Raw genomic sequence first — 16,150 nt, forward strand, 5'->3', positions numbered from 1 at the left:
GAGAGGTTCAGCGATGTTCCCTTGCCGGGCTCGGCCGTTCACTGGGCTCATGACGGAAAACACAGGGAACGAGACGGTGTTGGTGACGGGAGCCTCGGGCAAGACGGGGCGTCAGGTGGCTCACGCGGCAGGGGCCGCGGGGTTCGACGTACGGGCCGCTTCGCGCGGTGGCGCGGTGCGCTTCGACTGGTACGACTCCTCGTTGTGGGACGAGGCGTTGCGCGGCGCCGACGCGGCGTACCTCGCGTATATGCCGGACATCGGCGCGCCGGGCGCCGATGACACCATCGGTGCCTTCGCGCGGCGGGCGCTGGAGCTCGGTATGCGGCGGCTGGTGCTGCTGTCGGCGCGCGGTGAGGTCCAGGCGGAGCCGGCCGAACTTGCGCTGCGCGAGTCGGGTGCCGAGTGGACCATCGTGCGGGCGACCTGGTTCATGCAGAACCTCAGCGAGGGGCTGCTACTGGACGGGATGCGCGGCGGCGAGCTCGTCTTCCCGGCGGGCGAGGTGCCGGCGCCGTTCGTCGACACGCGGGACATCGCGGATGTCGTGGTGACGGCGCTGACCGATGCCTCGTACGCGGGGCGGACCCTGGAGGTCACCGGGGCACGGCTGCTGTCCTTCCGTGAGGCCGTCGCGGAGATCTCCGCCGCGGCGGGCCGGGAGATCCGGTACGTGCCGGTGTCGGCGAAGGAATACGGCGGCATGCTGGCCGAATTCGGGATGCCGCCCGAGGAGGTCGCGTGCATGCAGGAGATCTTCGAGTCACTGCTCGACGGCCACATCGAGCACCCCACGGACGTTGTCCAGCAGGTCCTGGGCCGCGCCCCGCGCGACTTCACGGACTTTGCGCGGGAGCACGCGGCGCAGGGGGTGTGGAAGGTCTGAGTGGACTCGCCGGAGTCCGGTGCGTACGCGCCCCTGATGAGGCCGCAGGCCTCTGAGGGGCGCGGGGCTGTGTCATTTTGCGGCTCCGCCGCGATGGGGGTCCCCCTCCGCTCATGGGGGTCCCCCCGCTCGAGCGAAGCCGAGAGTGGGGGAGCAGCCGAGAGTGGGGGAGCGACCAGCCACAACGAACCCGCGGCTTCGAAACCGCTACCCAGCGGAGTCCTGCGCGGGCGGCTCCTCCCCGTTCTTAGGCGAGCTCTTCACATGCGTCCGCAGCCGCGACGTCACGTCCTCCGGAGGAAGGAACCGCGACCAGCGCTCCGGGAACTCGGAGGGCATGTCCGGGTCGTCGGGGTCGGCGGCGGCCCGGGCGGCCGCCGCGCGGGCGACCAGGTCGGCGGCCTGGGCGGCGCGCAGCTGCTCGTTGACGGCGCGGGCGGCGGCCGTGGCGGCGGCCGGCCAGACCCGGTCGATGGCCGCGTTGACGGCCGCTCCGACGAGCACGGCGAAGGCCGAGACGCCGATCCACAGCAGTACGGCGACGGGGGCGGCCAAGGATCCGTAAATCGTGGGCCCTTCGACGGTGTTGGACAGGTAGATCCGCAGCAGGAAGCTGCCCAGCACCCACATGCCGAGCGCGACCAGGGCGCCGGGCACGTCCTCGATCCACGGGGAGCGCACGGGGACGGACACGTGGTAGAGCGTCGTCAGGAAGATGATCGACAGGACGATGACGGTAGGCCAGTACAGGATCTGTACGACGGTCGTCGACCACGACACGAGGTTCACCACGGCGTCCGGGCCCGCGACCATCAGCGGCAGCGCCACGGAGCCGATCAGCAGCGCCACGAGGAACAGCAGGAATGCCATCAGCCGGGTCTTGACGATGCCGCGCACGCCGTCGAGGCCGTACATGACGGTGATGGTGTCGATGAAGACGTTCACGGCACGCGAGCCCGACCACAGGGCGAACAGGAAGCCGAGGGAGATGACGTCGGGTCTGCCGCCCTTCATCACGTCGTGGAGGATCGGCTGGGCGATCTCCGTGACGCCCTTGTCGGTGAGGATCGTGCGCGAGGCCTCCAGCAGGTTGGTCTCCACGCTGGCGATGGTGTCGGCGCCGGTCCAGGAGTCCACGTAGCCCAGCAGTCCCAGCATGCTCAGCAGCAGCGGCGGAACGGACAGCAGCGTGAAGAAGGCGGCCTCCGCGGCAAGGCCCAGGATCCGGTACTCGATGCAGGAGTTGACGGTGTCCTTGACCAGCAGCCAGGCGGTCCTCCGCTTGGAGACATTCCGGTAGAGAGCACGTGCCCGGTGAAGCCGGCCGGGCGGGCTCTCTGGTGTTTCACTTGCTGGCTGCACGCTCCTAACCGTATCGGTCGCGACGTGCGTTCCTCACCCTCCGCACTCGAGGGTGACGGCCGTCCTACTCGGGGGTAGTTTTTCTGCATGGCTACCGGCACCCACGCAGTGACCAACCAGGTTCCGCCCCTAGTCGGCTATGACGTCTACGGCGCCGACCGGGTCCTGACGGAAGCGGTCGAGCGGCATCTCGACCCGGGGCTGCTGGACGTGGTGCGTGAGGAGCTGTCGGGGCTTGGGCGCACCGCCGGTTCCGCGCAGGCCCAGGACTGGGGAGTGCTGGCGAACGAGAATCCGCCCCGGCTGCGTACGCACGACCGTTACGGTCACCGCGTCGACGAGGTCGACTTCCATCCGTCCTGGCACCGGCTGCTCGGCAAGGGCGTCGCGGCGGGTCTGACGGCGGCGTGGGCGCGGCCGGGCGGGCACTTGCGGCGGGCGGCGGGGTTCGTGGTCTGGACGCAGGTCGAGGCGGGCCACGGCTGTCCGCTGTCGATGACGCACGCGGCGGTGCCCGCACTGCGCACGGACCCGGAGCTCGCGGCCGAGTGGGAGCCGCGGCTGACGTCCACCGTGTACGACCAGGGGCTGCGGCCCGCCTCGGAGAAGGACGGCGTCCTCTTCGGCATGGGTATGACGGAGAAGCAGGGCGGCAGTGACGTACGGGCGAACACGACGGTGGCGCGTCCGCTCGCCGAGGACGGGACGTACGAGCTGACGGGCCACAAATGGTTCTGCTCGGCACCGATGTCGGACGGCTTTCTGGTACTGGCGCAGGCACCCGGCGGGCTGACGTGCTTCCTCGTGCCGCGCGTGCTCGAGGACGGCACGCGCAATGTGTTCCTGATCCAGCGGCTGAAGGACAAGCTGGGGAACCGGTCGAACGCGTCGAGCGAGGTCGAGTTCGACGGGACCTGGGCGCGCCGGGTCGGGGACGAGGGGCGCGGGGTGCGCACGATCATCGAGATGGTCGCGGTGACGCGGCTGGACTGCGCGCTCGGCGCCGCCGCCCTGATGCGGCAGGCCGTCGCGCAGGCCGTGCACCACTGCACCCACCGCGAGGCCTTCGGCGGCAAGCTGATCGACAAGCCGCTGATGCGGAACGTACTGGCCGATCTGGCGCTGGAGTCCGAGGCGGCGACGACGCTGTCGCTGCGGCTGGCCGCCGCGTACGACGACGGGAGCGAGCAGGAGCGGGCGTTTCTGCGGCTCGCGTTGCCGGCCACGAAGTACTGGGTGACCAAGCGCTGCCCACCGCTCGTCGTGGAGGCCTCGGAGTGCCTGGGCGGTAATGGGTACGTGGAGGAGTCCGGCATGCCGCGCCTGCTGCGCGAGTCGCCGCTGAACTCCATCTGGGAGGGCGCGGGCAACGTCCAGGCGCTGGACATCTTGCGCGCCATGCAGCGCGAGCCGCAGGCCCTGAACGCCTACCTGGAGGAGATCGGCCGGGCCCGCGGCGCCGACCACCGGTTGGACGGGGCGATCAAGAACCTGCTGGCCGAACTCGCCGACCTGGACGGCATCGAGGGCCGCGCCCGGCGCCTGGCCGAGCGGATCGCGCTGGTGCTCCAGGGCGCACTGCTCGTCCAGTACGCGCCACCGGAGGTCGCCGACGCGTTCTGCGCCTCGCGTCTCGGCGGGGACTGGGGCGCGGCGTTCGGGACCCTGCCGCACAGCCTGGACCTGGCCTCGGTGGTGGAGCGGGCGCGGCCCGTCTCGTAGTCGGGCCCTGGGCGGACCCACGGCTCGGGCCGTAGGCAGACACACGGCTCGGGCCCAGGCAGGCGTACGGCACGGGCCGTAGGCAGATGTACGACATGGGAGGCGCCGTGTCGAACCGGCGCCTCCCTCTCGTACCACCTATTCCGGCGTATTCGCCCAGGCCCGGCGACACCTGACGTACCATCCCTCCCACGGCCCCCCACGCTGTCCGGCCCGGTTCAACGCACTGATCGGGAAGGGCAGTTGGCCGACGACGCGGGAGGAACGATGGCGTATCGAGGCAGGCACCGCCGCCGGAAGAAGGGCCGCGCGCTGCGCGCGAGCCTGGCCGGGACCGCTCTCGCCCTCACTGTCGCGGCGGGGCTCATCAGCACGTCACAGGCCGCGAGCAGCGACAATCCGGGCGCTCTCACCGCGCTCGGCTCCTCGTCCGACACCGACAAGCTCCAGCTCCGCGAGAACCTCGTCGACGAGGGCACCCTCGACGCCCTCGAGGGCGGGATGGGCGGGAACGTCGGCGTGGACGCCGTCCTGAAGAACGCCAACCACTCGATGCGGGGCAGAGCCGACTGCAGTGCCTCGGAGAAGGCCGCACTGCCCGTCGAGCCGGACGCTACGCGCGTGTACTGCTGGGCGGACAACGACTCCCGGACCCAGAAGTGGCAGCCCCAGTCCGTGACCACCTCCGGGGACTCCGACGAGGACGGCAGGTGGGGTGCCAACCGTGTGATCCTCTCCGGCTGGACGCACGACGGTCAGGCAGCCGGCGCCCAGGAGGAGGACAAGGGCCTCGCCCGGGTCGCCTTCATCGACGCGAACGACCCGGCGAATCTGAAGTACCGCTGGGTCCTGCTGGTCGTCCCGCTGGACGGCGGCAAGGATTTCGAGGCGGTCCGCTCCCGGATCGGCGGCATGGTCTGGTACCAGGACAAGCTGATCGTCACCGCCAGGAACGGCGCCGCCGGCGACGACGCCCTGTTCGTCTTCGACATGAACCGCATCCTGCGCGCCGACGTCACCAGCGGCGCGGTCGGCAAGGTGAAGGACGGCTGGTCGGCGCACGGCTACCGCTATGTGATGCCGGCCATGGGCTCGTACAGCCTCACCGGCGGCGCCTGCGACGCCACCACGAACGACCGCGTCCCCTGCTTCGCCTCGGTCTCCCTGGACCGCACCTCCACGCCGCACAGCCTGGTCGCCAACGAGTGGTTCCGCCCGGACAGCGGCGAGCCGGGCCGCGTGTGGCGTTACGACTACAGCACCGCGAGCGCCCGTACGGGCCTGCTCGCCACCGACCGCCTTGGACGCGTCCACGCCGACGAGGCGTACAAGACCGAGGCCGTCGGCCTGCAAGGGGTCCTCTCGCACCGGCCGAGCGGCGCGAGCGAGCCGAACTGGTACGCCGGGCACGCGCCGGGGGCGCGCGGCGAGCACGGCACGCTGTGGCGGCAGAACGAGAGCGCCGCCAAGGCCGCGAAGTGCGGCGCCGAGGAGTCGTACGCCTGCTGGGGACGGGACACGGAGTCATTGTCGTACTGGCAGGAGACCGGCGAGCTGTGGACGCTGACCGGGCGGGCGGCGACCGCTTCGGGCCGGGCGCACGAGCTTCCCGGGCGGACGGCGGATCGGGCCACCGCGTGGCAGCCGGGCACGGTGTCCGAACGGGTGTTGTACGCGGTTCCGTTGTCCGCGGTGGACCACTCGTTGGAGTGACCCGGTTGTTTTGAAGCGGGGCTCGCCCTCGTGGTATCGCTGACCCGCATGAGCATCGCTGTCACCACCTGGTCGCTGGAGCAGACGTCTCCGGCCGACCTGTTGCCCGCCGCCGAGCCGGCCGGCGACGTACGGATCGTCCGCTCCGAGGTGCCCTCGCCCGAGTTCAGCCGCTTCCTGTACACCTCGGTCGGCGGCGACATCCGCTGGACCGACCGGCTGGGCTGGACGTACGCCCAGTGGCAGGAGGACCTGGAGCGGCCGGGGGTCGAGACGTGGGTCGCGTACGAGCGCGGGACGCCCGCGGGATACGTACAACTGGAAGGCCGGCCGGAAGGCGTCGTGGAGATCGTCTACTTCGGGCTGATCCCGGCCTTCCGCGGCCGGCGGATCGGCGGGCATCTCCTGTCGCACGGGGTCGCGCGCGCCTGGGACCTGGCCGAGCGCTGGCCGGGCAGGCCGCCGACGAAGCGGGTCTGGCTGCATACCTGCAGCAAGGACGGGGAGCACGCGATGGACAACTACCTGCGGCGCGGCTTCAAGCTCTTCGACACCAAGGTCGCCGAGGAGCCGGACATCGCCACCGCCGGTCCCTGGCCCGGCGCCTAGGATGCTTCTGACCTGGTGAGACCGGGAAACACAAGCCCTCTGTCAGGGCTTGTGACCAACAACACCCTTGTCTCGCGATACGGGACAAGGGTGTCCGCATCGCGGACGAAGCTGGACTCTGTCCAGATCGCCATGACACGCTTCCGTCATGTCTGGAACTGGAATTGCCTTGGTGAGTCGGCGCCACGTCGACCTCGGCCGCATGTCCAGCGCCATCTGTCCGGCGAGCTGAGCAGCTGCATCCGACAGGGCCCTTCCGGTCCCGGGCAGCACCGCCGCCGAACCCTCCCTCTTGCCTCGCCTAGCGCAATGACGCGCGCATGTGCCCACATGCCCCCGCATGCGCAGGTTCCGAGTCGCTTTCCCCGTCTGTCCCGAAGGACGTACACCATGGCCGCCACCCCACAGAAGCCTGCTGCCGCCGCGCCCCGCCGCAAGGTGAGCCGTCACCGCGGCGAGGGCCAGTGGGCCGTGGGTCACTTCACCCCGCTCAACGGCAACGAACAGTTCAAGAAGGACGACGACGGTCTCAACGTACGGACACGTATTGAGACGATCTACTCCAAGCGGGGCTTCGACTCGATCGACCCCAACGACCTGCGTGGCCGGATGCGCTGGTGGGGCCTCTACACCCAGCGCAAGCCCGGGATCGACGGCGGCAAGACCGCGATCCTGGAGCCGGAGGAGCTGGACGACAAGTACTTCATGCTGCGGGTGCGGATCGACGGCGGCCGGCTCACCACCGAGCAGCTGCGGGTGATCGGTGAGATCTCGCAGGAGTTCGCGCGCGGCACCGCCGACCTCACCGACCGGCAGAACGTCCAGTACCACTGGATCCGTATCGAGGACATGCCCGAGATCTGGGAGCGCCTCGAAGGCGTCGGCCTGTCCACGACCGAGGCCTGCGGTGACACGCCCCGCGTGATCCTCGGCTCGCCCGTCGCCGGGATCGCCGAGGACGAGATCATCGACGGCACCCCCGCCATCGACGAGATCCACCGCCGGATCATCGGCAACAAGGACTTCTCGAACCTGCCCCGCAAGTTCAAGTCCGCGATCTCCGGTTCGCCGCTCCTCGACGTGGCGCACGAGATCAACGACGTCGCCTTCGTCGGCGTGAACCACCCCGAGCACGGCCCCGGCTTCGACCTCTGGGTCGGCGGCGGCCTGTCCACCAACCCCAAGATCGGCCAGCGGCTTGGTGCTTGGGTGCCGCTGGACGAGGTGGCGGATGTGTACGAGGGCGTCATCTCGATCTTCCGCGACTACGGCTACCGGCGCCTTCGTACGCGCGCCCGGCTGAAGTTCCTGGTCGCCGACTGGGGCGTGGAGAAGTTCCGTCAGGTCCTCGAGGACGAGTACCTGCAGCGCAAGCTCGTCGACGGCCCGGCGCCCGACCAGCCCGTGGAGCGCTGGCGCGACCACGTCGGGGTGCACCGGCAGAAGGACGGCCGCTTCTACGTCGGTTTCGCACCGCGCGTGGGCCGGGTGGACGGCACGACCCTCACGAAGATCTCCGAGCTGGCCGAGGCACACGGCTCGGGCCGGCTCAGCACGACCGTCGAGCAGAAGATGATCGTGCTCGACGTGGAGGAGTCGAAGGTCGCCTCGCTCGTCGAGGGCCTGGAGTCGCTCGACCTCACCACCAGGCCGTCGCCGTTCCGGCGCGGCACGATGGCCTGCACGGGCATCGAGTACTGCAAGCTCGCGATCGTCGAGACCAAGGCGCGCGGGGCCTCGCTGATCGATGAACTCGAGCGCCGCATCCCCGAGTTCGACGAGCCGATCACCATCAACATCAACGGCTGCCCGAACGCCTGCGCCCGTATCCAGGTCGCGGACATCGGTCTCAAGGGCCAGTTGGTCCTGGACGACGAGGGCAACCAGGTCGAGGGCTTCCAGGTGCACCTCGGCGGCGCGCTCGGCCTGGAGGCCGGTTTCGGCCGCAAGGTCCGTGGCCTGAAGGTCACTTCGGAGGAGCTGCCGGACTACGTCGAGCGAGTCCTCAAGCGCTTCGAGGCGGAGCGTGAGGAGGGCGAGAGGTTCGCCACATGGGCGGCTCGCGCCAGTGAGGAGTCGCTGTCATGAGCGCCCTCGTGGTCGCGGCTATGAGCGCCCTCCTGCTCGCCGGTGCGGGTGCGGTATTCGGCGCCCTCGCAGGTCACGTACGTATGGATGCGGACGGAGGGCGGCAGCGGTGAGCGAGCGAGCCGCGCCGTTCTACTGCCCGTACTGCGGCGACGAGGACCTGCGTCCGAGCGAGCAGGGGCACGGGGCTTGGGAATGCGGAGCGTGCAATCGGGCCTTCCAGTTGAAGTTCCTCGGGTTGCTGTCCCGGGGTCTTCAGCGCACTGACGGTGGAGGGGAACAGATATGACGACGGTTCAGGCAGAGCCGGATATCGAGACGGATCCCGACGCGGAACTGAAGGCGCTCGCCGAGCAGGCGGGCCGTGACCTCGAGGACGCGTCCGCGCTCGAGATCCTTCAGTGGGCCGCGAAGACCTTCGGCAAGAAGTTCTGCGTGACGTCCTCCATGGAGGACGCGGTCGTCGCCCACCTCGCCGCCCGTGCCATGCCCGGAGTCGACGTCGTGTTCCTCGACACCGGCTACCACTTCCCCGAGACCATCGGCACCCGCGACGCGGTCGAGGCCGTGATGGACGTCAACGTCATCACGCTCACCCCGCGGCAGACCGTGGCCGAGCAGGACGCCGAGTACGGGCCGAAGCTGCACGACCGCAACCCCGACCTGTGCTGCGCGATGCGGAAGATCAAGCCCCTGGAAGAAGGGCTGACGAAGTACACCGCATGGGCCACGGGCCTGCGCCGCGACGAGTCCCCGACCCGGGCGAACACCCCGGTCGTCGGCTGGGACGAGAAGCGCCGCAAGATCAAGATCTCGCCGATCGCCCGCTGGACGCAGGACGACGTGGACGCGTACGTCACCGAGCACGGCGTCCTCACCAACCCGCTCCTCATGGACGGTTACCCCTCCGTGGGCTGCGCCCCCTGCACCCGCCGGGTGCTCGAGGGCGAGGACGCGCGCGCCGGCCGCTGGGCGGGCCGCGCCAAGACCGAGTGCGGGCTGCACGAGTGAGCACGACCGTGCCTTCGACGATGCCGAGGAACCAGGAGAACCAAGTGACCGGAGCCACCATCTGGCTCACGGGTCTGCCGAGTGCCGGCAAGACCACGATCGCGTACGAGCTGGCCGACCGGCTGCGTGCGGAGGGCCACCGCGTCGAGGTGCTCGACGGCGACGAGATCCGTACGTTCCTGACGGCGGGCCTCGGCTTCAGCCGCGAGGACCGGCACACCAACGTGCAGCGCATCGGCTACCTCGCCGACCTGCTGTCCCGTAACGGCGTCAAGACGCTCGTCCCGGTGATCGCACCGTACGCGGACAGCCGGGAGGCGGTGCGCAAGCGCCACATGGCCAGCGGCACCGCGTACCTCGAGGTGCATGTCGCGACGCCGGTCGAGGTGTGCTCCGAGCGCGACGTGAAGGGGCTGTACGCCAAGCAGGCGGCCGGCGAGATCTCCGGGCTCACCGGGGTCGACGACCCGTACGAAGCGCCTGAGTCGCCCGATCTGCGCATCGAGTCGCACAACCAGACCGTGCAGGAGTCGGCAGCCACGGTCCACGCGCTGCTCACTGAAAGGGGTCTCGCATGACGACCGTCGCCACTCTGTCCGAGGAGACGGACAGCCCGTACGCGCTCTCGCACTTGGACGCGCTGGAGTCGGAGGGTGTGCACATCTTCCGTGAGGTGGCGGGCGAGTTCGAGCGGCCGGTGATCCTGTTCTCCGGCGGCAAGGACTCCATCGTCATGCTGCATCTGGCGCTGAAGGCGTTCGCCCCGGCGGCGATCCCCTTCTCGCTGCTGCATGTGGACACCGGGCACAACTTCCCCGAGGTCATCGCCTACCGGGACCGGGTGGTGGCCGAGCACGGGCTGCGGCTGCATGTCGCCTCCGTGCAGGAGTACATCGACGCGGGCAAGCTGCGGGAGCGGCCGGACGGCACGCGCAATCCGCTGCAGACCGTGCCGCTGACGGAGAAGATCCAGTCCGAGCGGTTCGACGCCGTGTTCGGCGGAGGACGCCGGGACGAGGAGAAGGCGCGGGCCAAGGAGCGGGTGTTCTCGCTGCGCGACGAGTTCTCCCAGTGGGACCCGCGCCGGCAGCGGCCCGAGCTGTGGAACCTGTACAACGGGCGGCACGCGCCCGGCGAGCACGTACGCGTCTTCCCGCTGTCCAACTGGACCGAGCTGGACGTGTGGCAGTACATCGCCCGGGAGAAGATCGAACTCCCGCAGATCTACTTCGCCCACGAGCGTGAGGTCTTCCAGCGCAGCGGCATGTGGCTGACCGCAGGCGAATGGGGCGGCCCGAAGGACGACGAGACCGTCGAGAAGCGTCTCGTCCGCTACCGCACGGTGGGCGACATGTCCTGCACCGGCGCCGTCGACTCCGACGCCACCACGCTGGACGCGGTGATCGCCGAGATCGCCGCCTCCCGGCTCACCGAGCGGGGCGCGACGCGCGCGGACGACAAGCTGTCCGAGGCCGCGATGGAAGACCGTAAGCGCGAGGGGTACTTCTAAAGATGACCAGCACCACCGATCCCACCGAGCCGCTGTCGGTCGAGCAGCTGTCGGCGACGACCCTGCTGCGGTTCGCGACCGCCGGGTCCGTCGACGACGGCAAGTCCACGCTCGTCGGCCGGCTGCTGCACGACTCCAAGTCGGTTCTCACCGACCAGTTGGAGGCCGTCGCGCACGCCTCGCGGAACCGCGGTCAGGACGCACCCGACCTGGCGCTGCTCACGGACGGGCTGCGGGCCGAGCGAGAGCAGGGCATCACGATCGACGTGGCGTACCGCTACTTCGCCACCGCCCGCCGCCGGTTCATCCTCGCCGACACCCCCGGCCATGTGCAGTACACCCGCAACATGGTGACGGGTGCCTCCACGGCCGAGCTGACGGTCATCCTCGTCGACGCCCGCAACGGCGTCGTCGAGCAGACCCGCCGGCACGCCGCGATCGCGGCCCTGCTGCGCGTCCCGCACGTGGTGCTGGCCGTCAACAAGATGGACCTCGTCGACTACCAGGAGACCGTCTTCGCCGCGATCGCCGAGGAGTTCACGGCGTACGCCTCCGAACTGGGCGTCCCCGAGATCACCGCGATCCCCATCTCGGCGCTCGCCGGGGACAACGTCGTGGACCCGTCCGCCAACATGGACTGGTACGGCGGCCCGACCTTCCTGGAGCACCTGGAGACGGTCCCGGTCACCCATGACCTGGCCACCTGCCACGCACGTCTGCCCGTGCAGTACGTGATCCGCCCGCAGACCGCCGAACACCCCGACTACCGGGGTTATGCAGGCCAGATCGCGGCCGGTGCCTTCCGCGTCGGCGAAGAGGTCACGGTGCTGCCCTCGGGCCGCACGTCGAAGATCTCCGCGATCGACCTGCTGGGCCGGCCGGTGGACGTGGCCTGGACGACGCAGTCGGTGACCGTCCTGCTGGAGGACGACATCGACATCTCACGCGGCGACTTGATCGTGCCCAGCAAGGACGCGCCCGCGACCACGCAGGACATCGAGGCGACGGTGTGCCATGTCGCGGACGCGGCGCTGACCATCGGCCACCGCGTGCTGCTCAAGCACGGCACCCGCACGGTCAAGGCGATCGTCAAGGACATCCCTTCCCGGCTGACCCTCGACGACCTGTCCCTGCATCCGCACCCGGGGCACCTGGTCGCCAACGACATCGGCCGGGTGAAGATCCGTACCGCCGAGCCGCTGCCGGTCGACGCGTACGCCGACTCCCGGCGCACCGGCTCGTTCATCCTGATCGACCCGGCGGACGGCACCACGCTGACCGCGGGCATGGTCGGCGAGTCCTTCGCCTCGCCGGAACCGGTGAAGACCGCGGCCGACGACGACGGCTGGGACTTCTGACATGACGACCGACGGGTTCTTCTCGACGTTCGCGAAGGAGGGCGGCCGCGTTGGCAGCGGCGCCCTTGGCAGCGGGCAGGGCGGGGTGGCGCGATGTGCGGTGTGACGCCCTCAGCGGTGAAGGCGTACGCGCCTTGCCGACGCGCCCCGTACCGACGAAAACCCCCTGCCGATCTCCCGGCCACGCCCTGAGAGCGTGACCGCCGGGCCGACGAGAGGAACCCCTCCCGTGCCTGCTCTCCCCTCCGCCCTCCGCCGCGGTCTCGCCGTGGTGGTGGCCGTGCCCCTGCTGGCGCTCGCCGCGCCGGCCTGCGGGTACGGCTCCCAGGCCAAGGACAACGGCACGGAGAACGTCGCCGCCCACGGCAAGAAGCTCTCCGCCGACACCGTACGAATCGGCTACTTCCCGAATCTGACCCACGCCACGGCGCTCGTCGGTGACAAGAAGGGGCTGCTCCAGAAGGAGCTGGGGGGCACGCAGGCCACGTACTCGCAGTTCAACGCGGGCCCCGCCGAGATCGAGGCGCTCAACTCGGGCTCCATCGACATCGGCTGGATCGGTCCGTCGCCCGCGATCAACGGCTACTCGACGACCGAGGGCAAGGGCCTGCGCATCATCGGCGGTTCGGCGTCCGGCGGTGTGAAGCTCGTGGTGAACCCGGAGAAGATCAAGTCCCTGAAGGACGTCAAGGGCAAGGAGATCGCGACTCCGCAGCTCGGCAACACGCAGGACGTGGCATTCCTCAACTGGGTGTCGGAGCAGGGCTGGAAGGTCGACCCGCAGAGCGGCAAGGGCGACGTGTCCGTGGTACGCACGGACAACAAGATCACCCCGGACGCCTACAAGTCGGGCTCCGTGGACGGTGCGTGGGTGCCGGAGCCGACCGCGTCCAAGCTGGTCGCGGAGGGCGGCAAGGTGCTGCTCGACGAGGCCGATCTGTGGCCGGACAAGAAGTTCGTGATCACGAACATCATCGTGTCGCAGAAGTTCCTGAAGGAGCACCCGGACGTCGTCGAGGCCGTACTGCGCGGCTCGGTGAAGACCAACGCCTGGATGAACGCCCACCCGGAGGAGGCGAAGGCCGCGGCCAACGCCAAGCTCCAGGAGCTGACCTCGAAGCCGCTGCCCGCCGATGTAATCGATCCGGCCTGGAAGTCGATCCGGTTCACCGACGATCCGCTGGCCGCCACCCTCGGCGCCGAGGCGCGGCACGCGGTCAAGGCGGGTCTGCTCGAGAAGCCCGACCTCAAGGGCATCTACGACCTCGCACCACTGGACAAGGTCCTCAAGGCCGAGGGCGAGCCCGCAGTCGACGACGCCGGCCTCGGCGTCAAGTAAGTCCGGAAATCGATGAGTTCACAGGAGGTGACGACCATGGCAACCGCCCTCGCCAAGGCCGCCGACGCCGGTACGTCGGTGGCGCACGCCGCGCGCATCGAGCATGTCTCGAAGTCCTTCGCCGGCCCGGCCGGACAGCAGCTCGTCCTCGACGACATCACGCTCGATGTCGCGCCCGGCGAGTTCGTCACCCTTCTGGGGGCCTCCGGGTGCGGCAAGTCGACGCTGCTGAACCTGGTGGCCGGCCTGGACAAGCCGACCGCCGGCGGCATCACCACGGACGGCCGCCCGGCGCTGATGTTCCAGGAGCACGCCCTCTTCCCGTGGCTGACCGCGGGCAAGAACATCGAACTCGCCCTGAAGCTCCGGGGCATCGCGAAGTCCGAGCGGCGCGACAAGGCCGAGGAGCTGCTGGAGCTCGTCCGGCTGAAGGGCGCGCACGGCAAGCGGGTGCACGAGCTGTCGGGCGGTATGCGGCAGCGGGTCGCGCTGGCCCGCGCACTGGCACAGGACAGCAAACTCCTGCTGATGGACGAGCCGTTCGCGGCACTCGACGCCATCACCCGTGACGTGCTGCACGACGAGCTGACGCGCATCTGGCGGGAGACGAACCTGTCGGTGCTGTTCGTGACGCACAACGTGCGCGAGGCGGTACGGCTCGCCGAGCGCGTCGTGCTGCTGTCCTCGCGCCCCGGCCGTATCGCACGGGAGTGGACGGTCGACATTCCGCAACCGCGGCGTATCGAGGACGCCGCGGTGGCAGAGCTGTCCCTCGAGATCACCGATCAACTGCGTGGGGAGATCCGCCGTCATGGCCAGCACTGAGGCGACGGACGCCAAGACCGGAACCGGCGGCAAGGCCGCTGCGGACGGCAACGATCTCGCCGGGCTCGAAGCGGGCCTGGACGCCCTCGAGACAGTCCAGACCCGGCGTACGCCCTTCCGGAAGACCCTCGTCGACAAGATCCTGCCGCCGGTCGTCGCCGTGCTCCTGGTCGTGGTGGTCTGGCAGATCCTGGTGTGGGCGAAGGTCGTCGACAGCTACAAGCTGCCCGCGCCGTCCGAGGTCTGGGGCGAGGTCCGCGAGGCCTGGCTGCAGGGCACGCTCCACGAGTACATCTGGACGAGCGTCTCCCGCGGGCTGCTGGGCTTCCTGCTGGCGCTGGCGATCGGTACACCGCTGGGTCTGCTGGTGGCGCGCGTGAAGTTCGTCCGGGCGGCGATCGGCCCGATCCTGTCCGGCCTTCAGTCACTGCCGTCGGTGGCCTGGGTGCCGCCGGCCGTGCTGTGGCTGGGCCTGAACGACCGGATGATGTTCGCGGTGATCCTGCTGGGCGCGGTGCCCTCCATCGCCAACGGCCTGGTGTCGGGCGTCGACCAGGTGCCGCCGCTGTTCCTGCGGGCGGGCCGTACGCTCGGGGCGACGGGCCTGCGCGGCACCTGGCACATCGTGATGCCGGCCGCGCTGCCCGGCTATCTGGCCGGTCTGAAGCAGGGCTGGGCGTTCTCCTGGCGTTCGCTGATGGCCGCGGAGATCATCGCGTCCTCGCCGGAACTGGGCATCGGCCTCGGCCAGTTGCTGGAGAACGGCCGTACGGCGAACAGCATGTCCATGGTCTTCTTCGCCATCCTCCTGATCCTGATCGTCGGTATCGCCATCGACCTGCTGATCTTCAGTCCGCTGGAGCGGTCGGTGCTGCGCAGCCGCGGTCTCCTCCCGAACCGCTGACCCGGGGAGTGTCACGTCCCATGCGTCGACCGGTCCTACTCGTCATCGCCCACGGCAGCCGCGACCCGCGCCATGCCGCGACGGTGCACGCCCTGGTGCGCCGGGTACGCGCCATGCGCCCGGGCCTGCGCGTGGAGACCGGCTTCCTGGACTTCAACATCCCTTCCGTTCCCGCGGTGCTGGAGTCCATGGCGGCAGAGGGCGTACGTGATGTCGTGGCCCAGCCGCTGCTGCTGAACAGGGCCTTCCACGCGAAGGCCGACATCCCGGCGGTGCTGCGGGAGGCACCGTCGCGGCTGCGGATCCGGCAGGCCGAGGTGCTCGGCCCGTCGCCGCTGCTGACCGCCGCGCTCGAACGGCGGCTGTACGAGGCCGGGTTGACCCCGGCCGACAAGTCCTCGACCGGGGTCGTACTGGCCTCGGCGGGGTCCACCGACCCGGAGGCGATCGCAGTGATCGCAGAAATCGCGCGGGAGTGGCGGCACACCGGTTGGTGCGCCGTGCGACCTGCGTTCGCCTCCGCATCCCTTCCCCGCACGGAGGACGCGGTGCGGGAACTGCGGGCGCTGGGCTGCGCCCGCGTGGCGGTCGCCCCGTACGTCCTCGCCCCCGGCTTCCTGCCGGACCGGATCGCGCGGGGCGCGGCCGAGGCGGACGTGCTGGCGGATGTGCTGGGGCCGGCGCCGGAGGTGGCTCGGGTGCTGCTGGAGCGGTATGACGGGGCGCGGGTGCCGGTGATGGCGGCGCTGGGGGCTTGAGCAGCCGCGGACGCCCACACCTTCTTCCCTGGACGACCCGCGGCTGCTTCCCTGCCCGAGCCAAA

At 69.9% G+C, this 16,150-nt stretch carries 16 protein-coding genes; 15 read left to right on the forward strand and 1 reads right to left on the reverse strand.

Annotation, left to right across the window (positions count from 1 at the left end; all coding sequences use genetic code 11):
- The first annotated feature begins 49 nt into the window (after nucleotides 1-49).
- Nucleotides 50-886 (forward strand): NmrA family NAD(P)-binding protein, encoded by an 837-nt coding sequence (locus OHT21_RS09950; protein ID WP_328767897.1) that lies wholly within the window; start codon nucleotides 50-52, stop codon nucleotides 884-886.
- A gap of 207 nt (nucleotides 887-1,093) precedes the next feature.
- On the opposite strand, the gene OHT21_RS09955 is transcribed toward OHT21_RS09950, so the two are convergent.
- Entirely contained in the window at nucleotides 1,094-2,248 is a 1,155-nt protein-coding gene (locus OHT21_RS09955) for a YihY/virulence factor BrkB family protein (protein WP_328767898.1), read from the reverse strand.
- An 87-nt stretch (nucleotides 2,249-2,335) separates the two neighbouring features.
- Between OHT21_RS09955 and OHT21_RS09960 the strand changes: the two genes are divergently transcribed.
- The 14 genes from OHT21_RS09960 to OHT21_RS10025 all read left to right on the forward strand — a co-directional run bounded on the left by OHT21_RS09960 (nucleotide 2,336) and on the right by OHT21_RS10025 (nucleotide 16,085).
- Nucleotides 2,336-3,970 (forward strand): acyl-CoA dehydrogenase family protein, encoded by a 1,635-nt coding sequence (locus tag OHT21_RS09960; RefSeq protein WP_328767899.1) that lies wholly within the window; start codon nucleotides 2,336-2,338, stop codon nucleotides 3,968-3,970.
- 267 nt (nucleotides 3,971-4,237) lie between these two features.
- A complete protein-coding gene (locus OHT21_RS09965; RefSeq protein WP_328767900.1) occupies nucleotides 4,238-5,683 on the forward strand; it encodes a hypothetical protein in 1,446 nt (481 codons plus the stop codon).
- 48 nt (nucleotides 5,684-5,731) lie between these two features.
- Complete coding sequence (locus OHT21_RS09970; protein WP_328767901.1) at nucleotides 5,732-6,292, forward strand: GNAT family N-acetyltransferase; 561 nt, start codon at nucleotides 5,732-5,734, stop codon at nucleotides 6,290-6,292.
- Nucleotides 6,293-6,440: 148 nt separating this feature from the next.
- On the forward strand, nucleotides 6,441-6,524 hold the full coding sequence (locus tag OHT21_RS09975) for a putative leader peptide (protein WP_309486338.1): 84 nt from the start codon (nucleotides 6,441-6,443) through the stop codon (nucleotides 6,522-6,524).
- A 158-nt stretch (nucleotides 6,525-6,682) separates the two neighbouring features.
- Nucleotides 6,683-8,380 (forward strand): nitrite/sulfite reductase, encoded by a 1,698-nt coding sequence (locus OHT21_RS09980; RefSeq protein WP_328767903.1) that lies wholly within the window; start codon nucleotides 6,683-6,685, stop codon nucleotides 8,378-8,380.
- A gap of 109 nt (nucleotides 8,381-8,489) precedes the next feature.
- Complete coding sequence (locus OHT21_RS09985; RefSeq protein ID WP_189327815.1) at nucleotides 8,490-8,669, forward strand: hypothetical protein; 180 nt, start codon at nucleotides 8,490-8,492, stop codon at nucleotides 8,667-8,669.
- Nucleotides 8,666-9,391, forward strand: a complete 726-nt coding sequence (locus OHT21_RS09990) for a phosphoadenylyl-sulfate reductase (RefSeq protein WP_328767904.1) — start codon at nucleotides 8,666-8,668, stop codon at nucleotides 9,389-9,391. Before OHT21_RS09985 ends, OHT21_RS09990 begins: the two co-directional genes overlap by 4 nt.
- Nucleotides 9,392-9,411: 20 nt before the next feature.
- Nucleotides 9,412-9,969 carry an adenylyl-sulfate kinase gene (gene cysC, locus OHT21_RS09995; RefSeq protein ID WP_328767905.1) on the forward strand — a complete coding sequence of 186 codons (558 nt, stop codon included), beginning with the start codon at nucleotides 9,412-9,414 and terminating at the stop codon, nucleotides 9,967-9,969.
- Complete coding sequence (gene cysD, locus OHT21_RS10000) at nucleotides 9,966-10,901, forward strand: sulfate adenylyltransferase subunit CysD (RefSeq protein ID WP_328767906.1); 936 nt, start codon at nucleotides 9,966-9,968, stop codon at nucleotides 10,899-10,901. Before cysC ends, cysD begins: the two co-directional genes overlap by 4 nt.
- Before the next feature lie 2 nt (nucleotides 10,902-10,903).
- Nucleotides 10,904-12,259: a sulfate adenylyltransferase subunit 1 gene (locus OHT21_RS10005; protein WP_328767907.1), complete on the forward strand. Its 1,356-nt coding sequence runs from the start codon at nucleotides 10,904-10,906 to the stop codon at nucleotides 12,257-12,259.
- A 229-nt stretch (nucleotides 12,260-12,488) separates the two neighbouring features.
- Entirely contained in the window at nucleotides 12,489-13,598 is a 1,110-nt protein-coding gene (locus OHT21_RS10010; protein WP_328767908.1) for an aliphatic sulfonate ABC transporter substrate-binding protein, read from the forward strand.
- A gap of 36 nt (nucleotides 13,599-13,634) precedes the next feature.
- Nucleotides 13,635-14,423 (forward strand): ABC transporter ATP-binding protein, encoded by a 789-nt coding sequence (locus tag OHT21_RS10015; protein ID WP_328767909.1) that lies wholly within the window; start codon nucleotides 13,635-13,637, stop codon nucleotides 14,421-14,423.
- Complete coding sequence (locus tag OHT21_RS10020) at nucleotides 14,410-15,327, forward strand: ABC transporter permease (protein WP_328767910.1); 918 nt, start codon at nucleotides 14,410-14,412, stop codon at nucleotides 15,325-15,327. Before OHT21_RS10015 ends, OHT21_RS10020 begins: the two co-directional genes overlap by 14 nt.
- A 20-nt stretch (nucleotides 15,328-15,347) precedes the next feature.
- The gene (locus OHT21_RS10025) at nucleotides 15,348-16,085 is read left to right on the forward strand and encodes a sirohydrochlorin chelatase (RefSeq protein ID WP_328767911.1); all 738 of its coding nucleotides are present in this window, start codon (nucleotides 15,348-15,350) and stop codon (nucleotides 16,083-16,085) included.
- Nucleotides 16,086-16,150 lie beyond the last annotated feature (65 nt).

The organism is Streptomyces sp. NBC_00286 (assembly GCF_036173125.1).
Classification (GTDB): Bacteria; Actinomycetota; Actinomycetes; order Streptomycetales; family Streptomycetaceae; genus Streptomyces.

Coding starts and splice junctions, on each gene's coding strand:
- OHT21_RS09950 (WP_328767897.1), top strand. CDS start 50: ATGACGGAAAACACAGGGAACGAGACGGTGTTGGTGACGGGAGCCTCG.
- OHT21_RS09960 (WP_328767899.1), top strand. CDS start 2,336: ATGGCTACCGGCACCCACGCAGTGACCAACCAGGTTCCGCCCCTAGTC.
- OHT21_RS09965 (WP_328767900.1), top strand. CDS start 4,238: ATGGCGTATCGAGGCAGGCACCGCCGCCGGAAGAAGGGCCGCGCGCTG.
- OHT21_RS09970 (WP_328767901.1), top strand. CDS start 5,732: ATGAGCATCGCTGTCACCACCTGGTCGCTGGAGCAGACGTCTCCGGCC.
- OHT21_RS09975 (WP_309486338.1), top strand. CDS start 6,441: ATGTCTGGAACTGGAATTGCCTTGGTGAGTCGGCGCCACGTCGACCTC.
- OHT21_RS09980 (WP_328767903.1), top strand. CDS start 6,683: ATGGCCGCCACCCCACAGAAGCCTGCTGCCGCCGCGCCCCGCCGCAAG.
- OHT21_RS09990 (WP_328767904.1), top strand. CDS start 8,666: ATGACGACGGTTCAGGCAGAGCCGGATATCGAGACGGATCCCGACGCG.
- cysC (WP_328767905.1), top strand. CDS start 9,412: ATGCCGAGGAACCAGGAGAACCAAGTGACCGGAGCCACCATCTGGCTC.
- cysD (WP_328767906.1), top strand. CDS start 9,966: ATGACGACCGTCGCCACTCTGTCCGAGGAGACGGACAGCCCGTACGCG.
- OHT21_RS10005 (WP_328767907.1), top strand. CDS start 10,904: ATGACCAGCACCACCGATCCCACCGAGCCGCTGTCGGTCGAGCAGCTG.
- OHT21_RS10015 (WP_328767909.1), top strand. CDS start 13,635: ATGGCAACCGCCCTCGCCAAGGCCGCCGACGCCGGTACGTCGGTGGCG.
- OHT21_RS10020 (WP_328767910.1), top strand. CDS start 14,410: ATGGCCAGCACTGAGGCGACGGACGCCAAGACCGGAACCGGCGGCAAG.
- OHT21_RS10025 (WP_328767911.1), top strand. CDS start 15,348: ATGCGTCGACCGGTCCTACTCGTCATCGCCCACGGCAGCCGCGACCCG.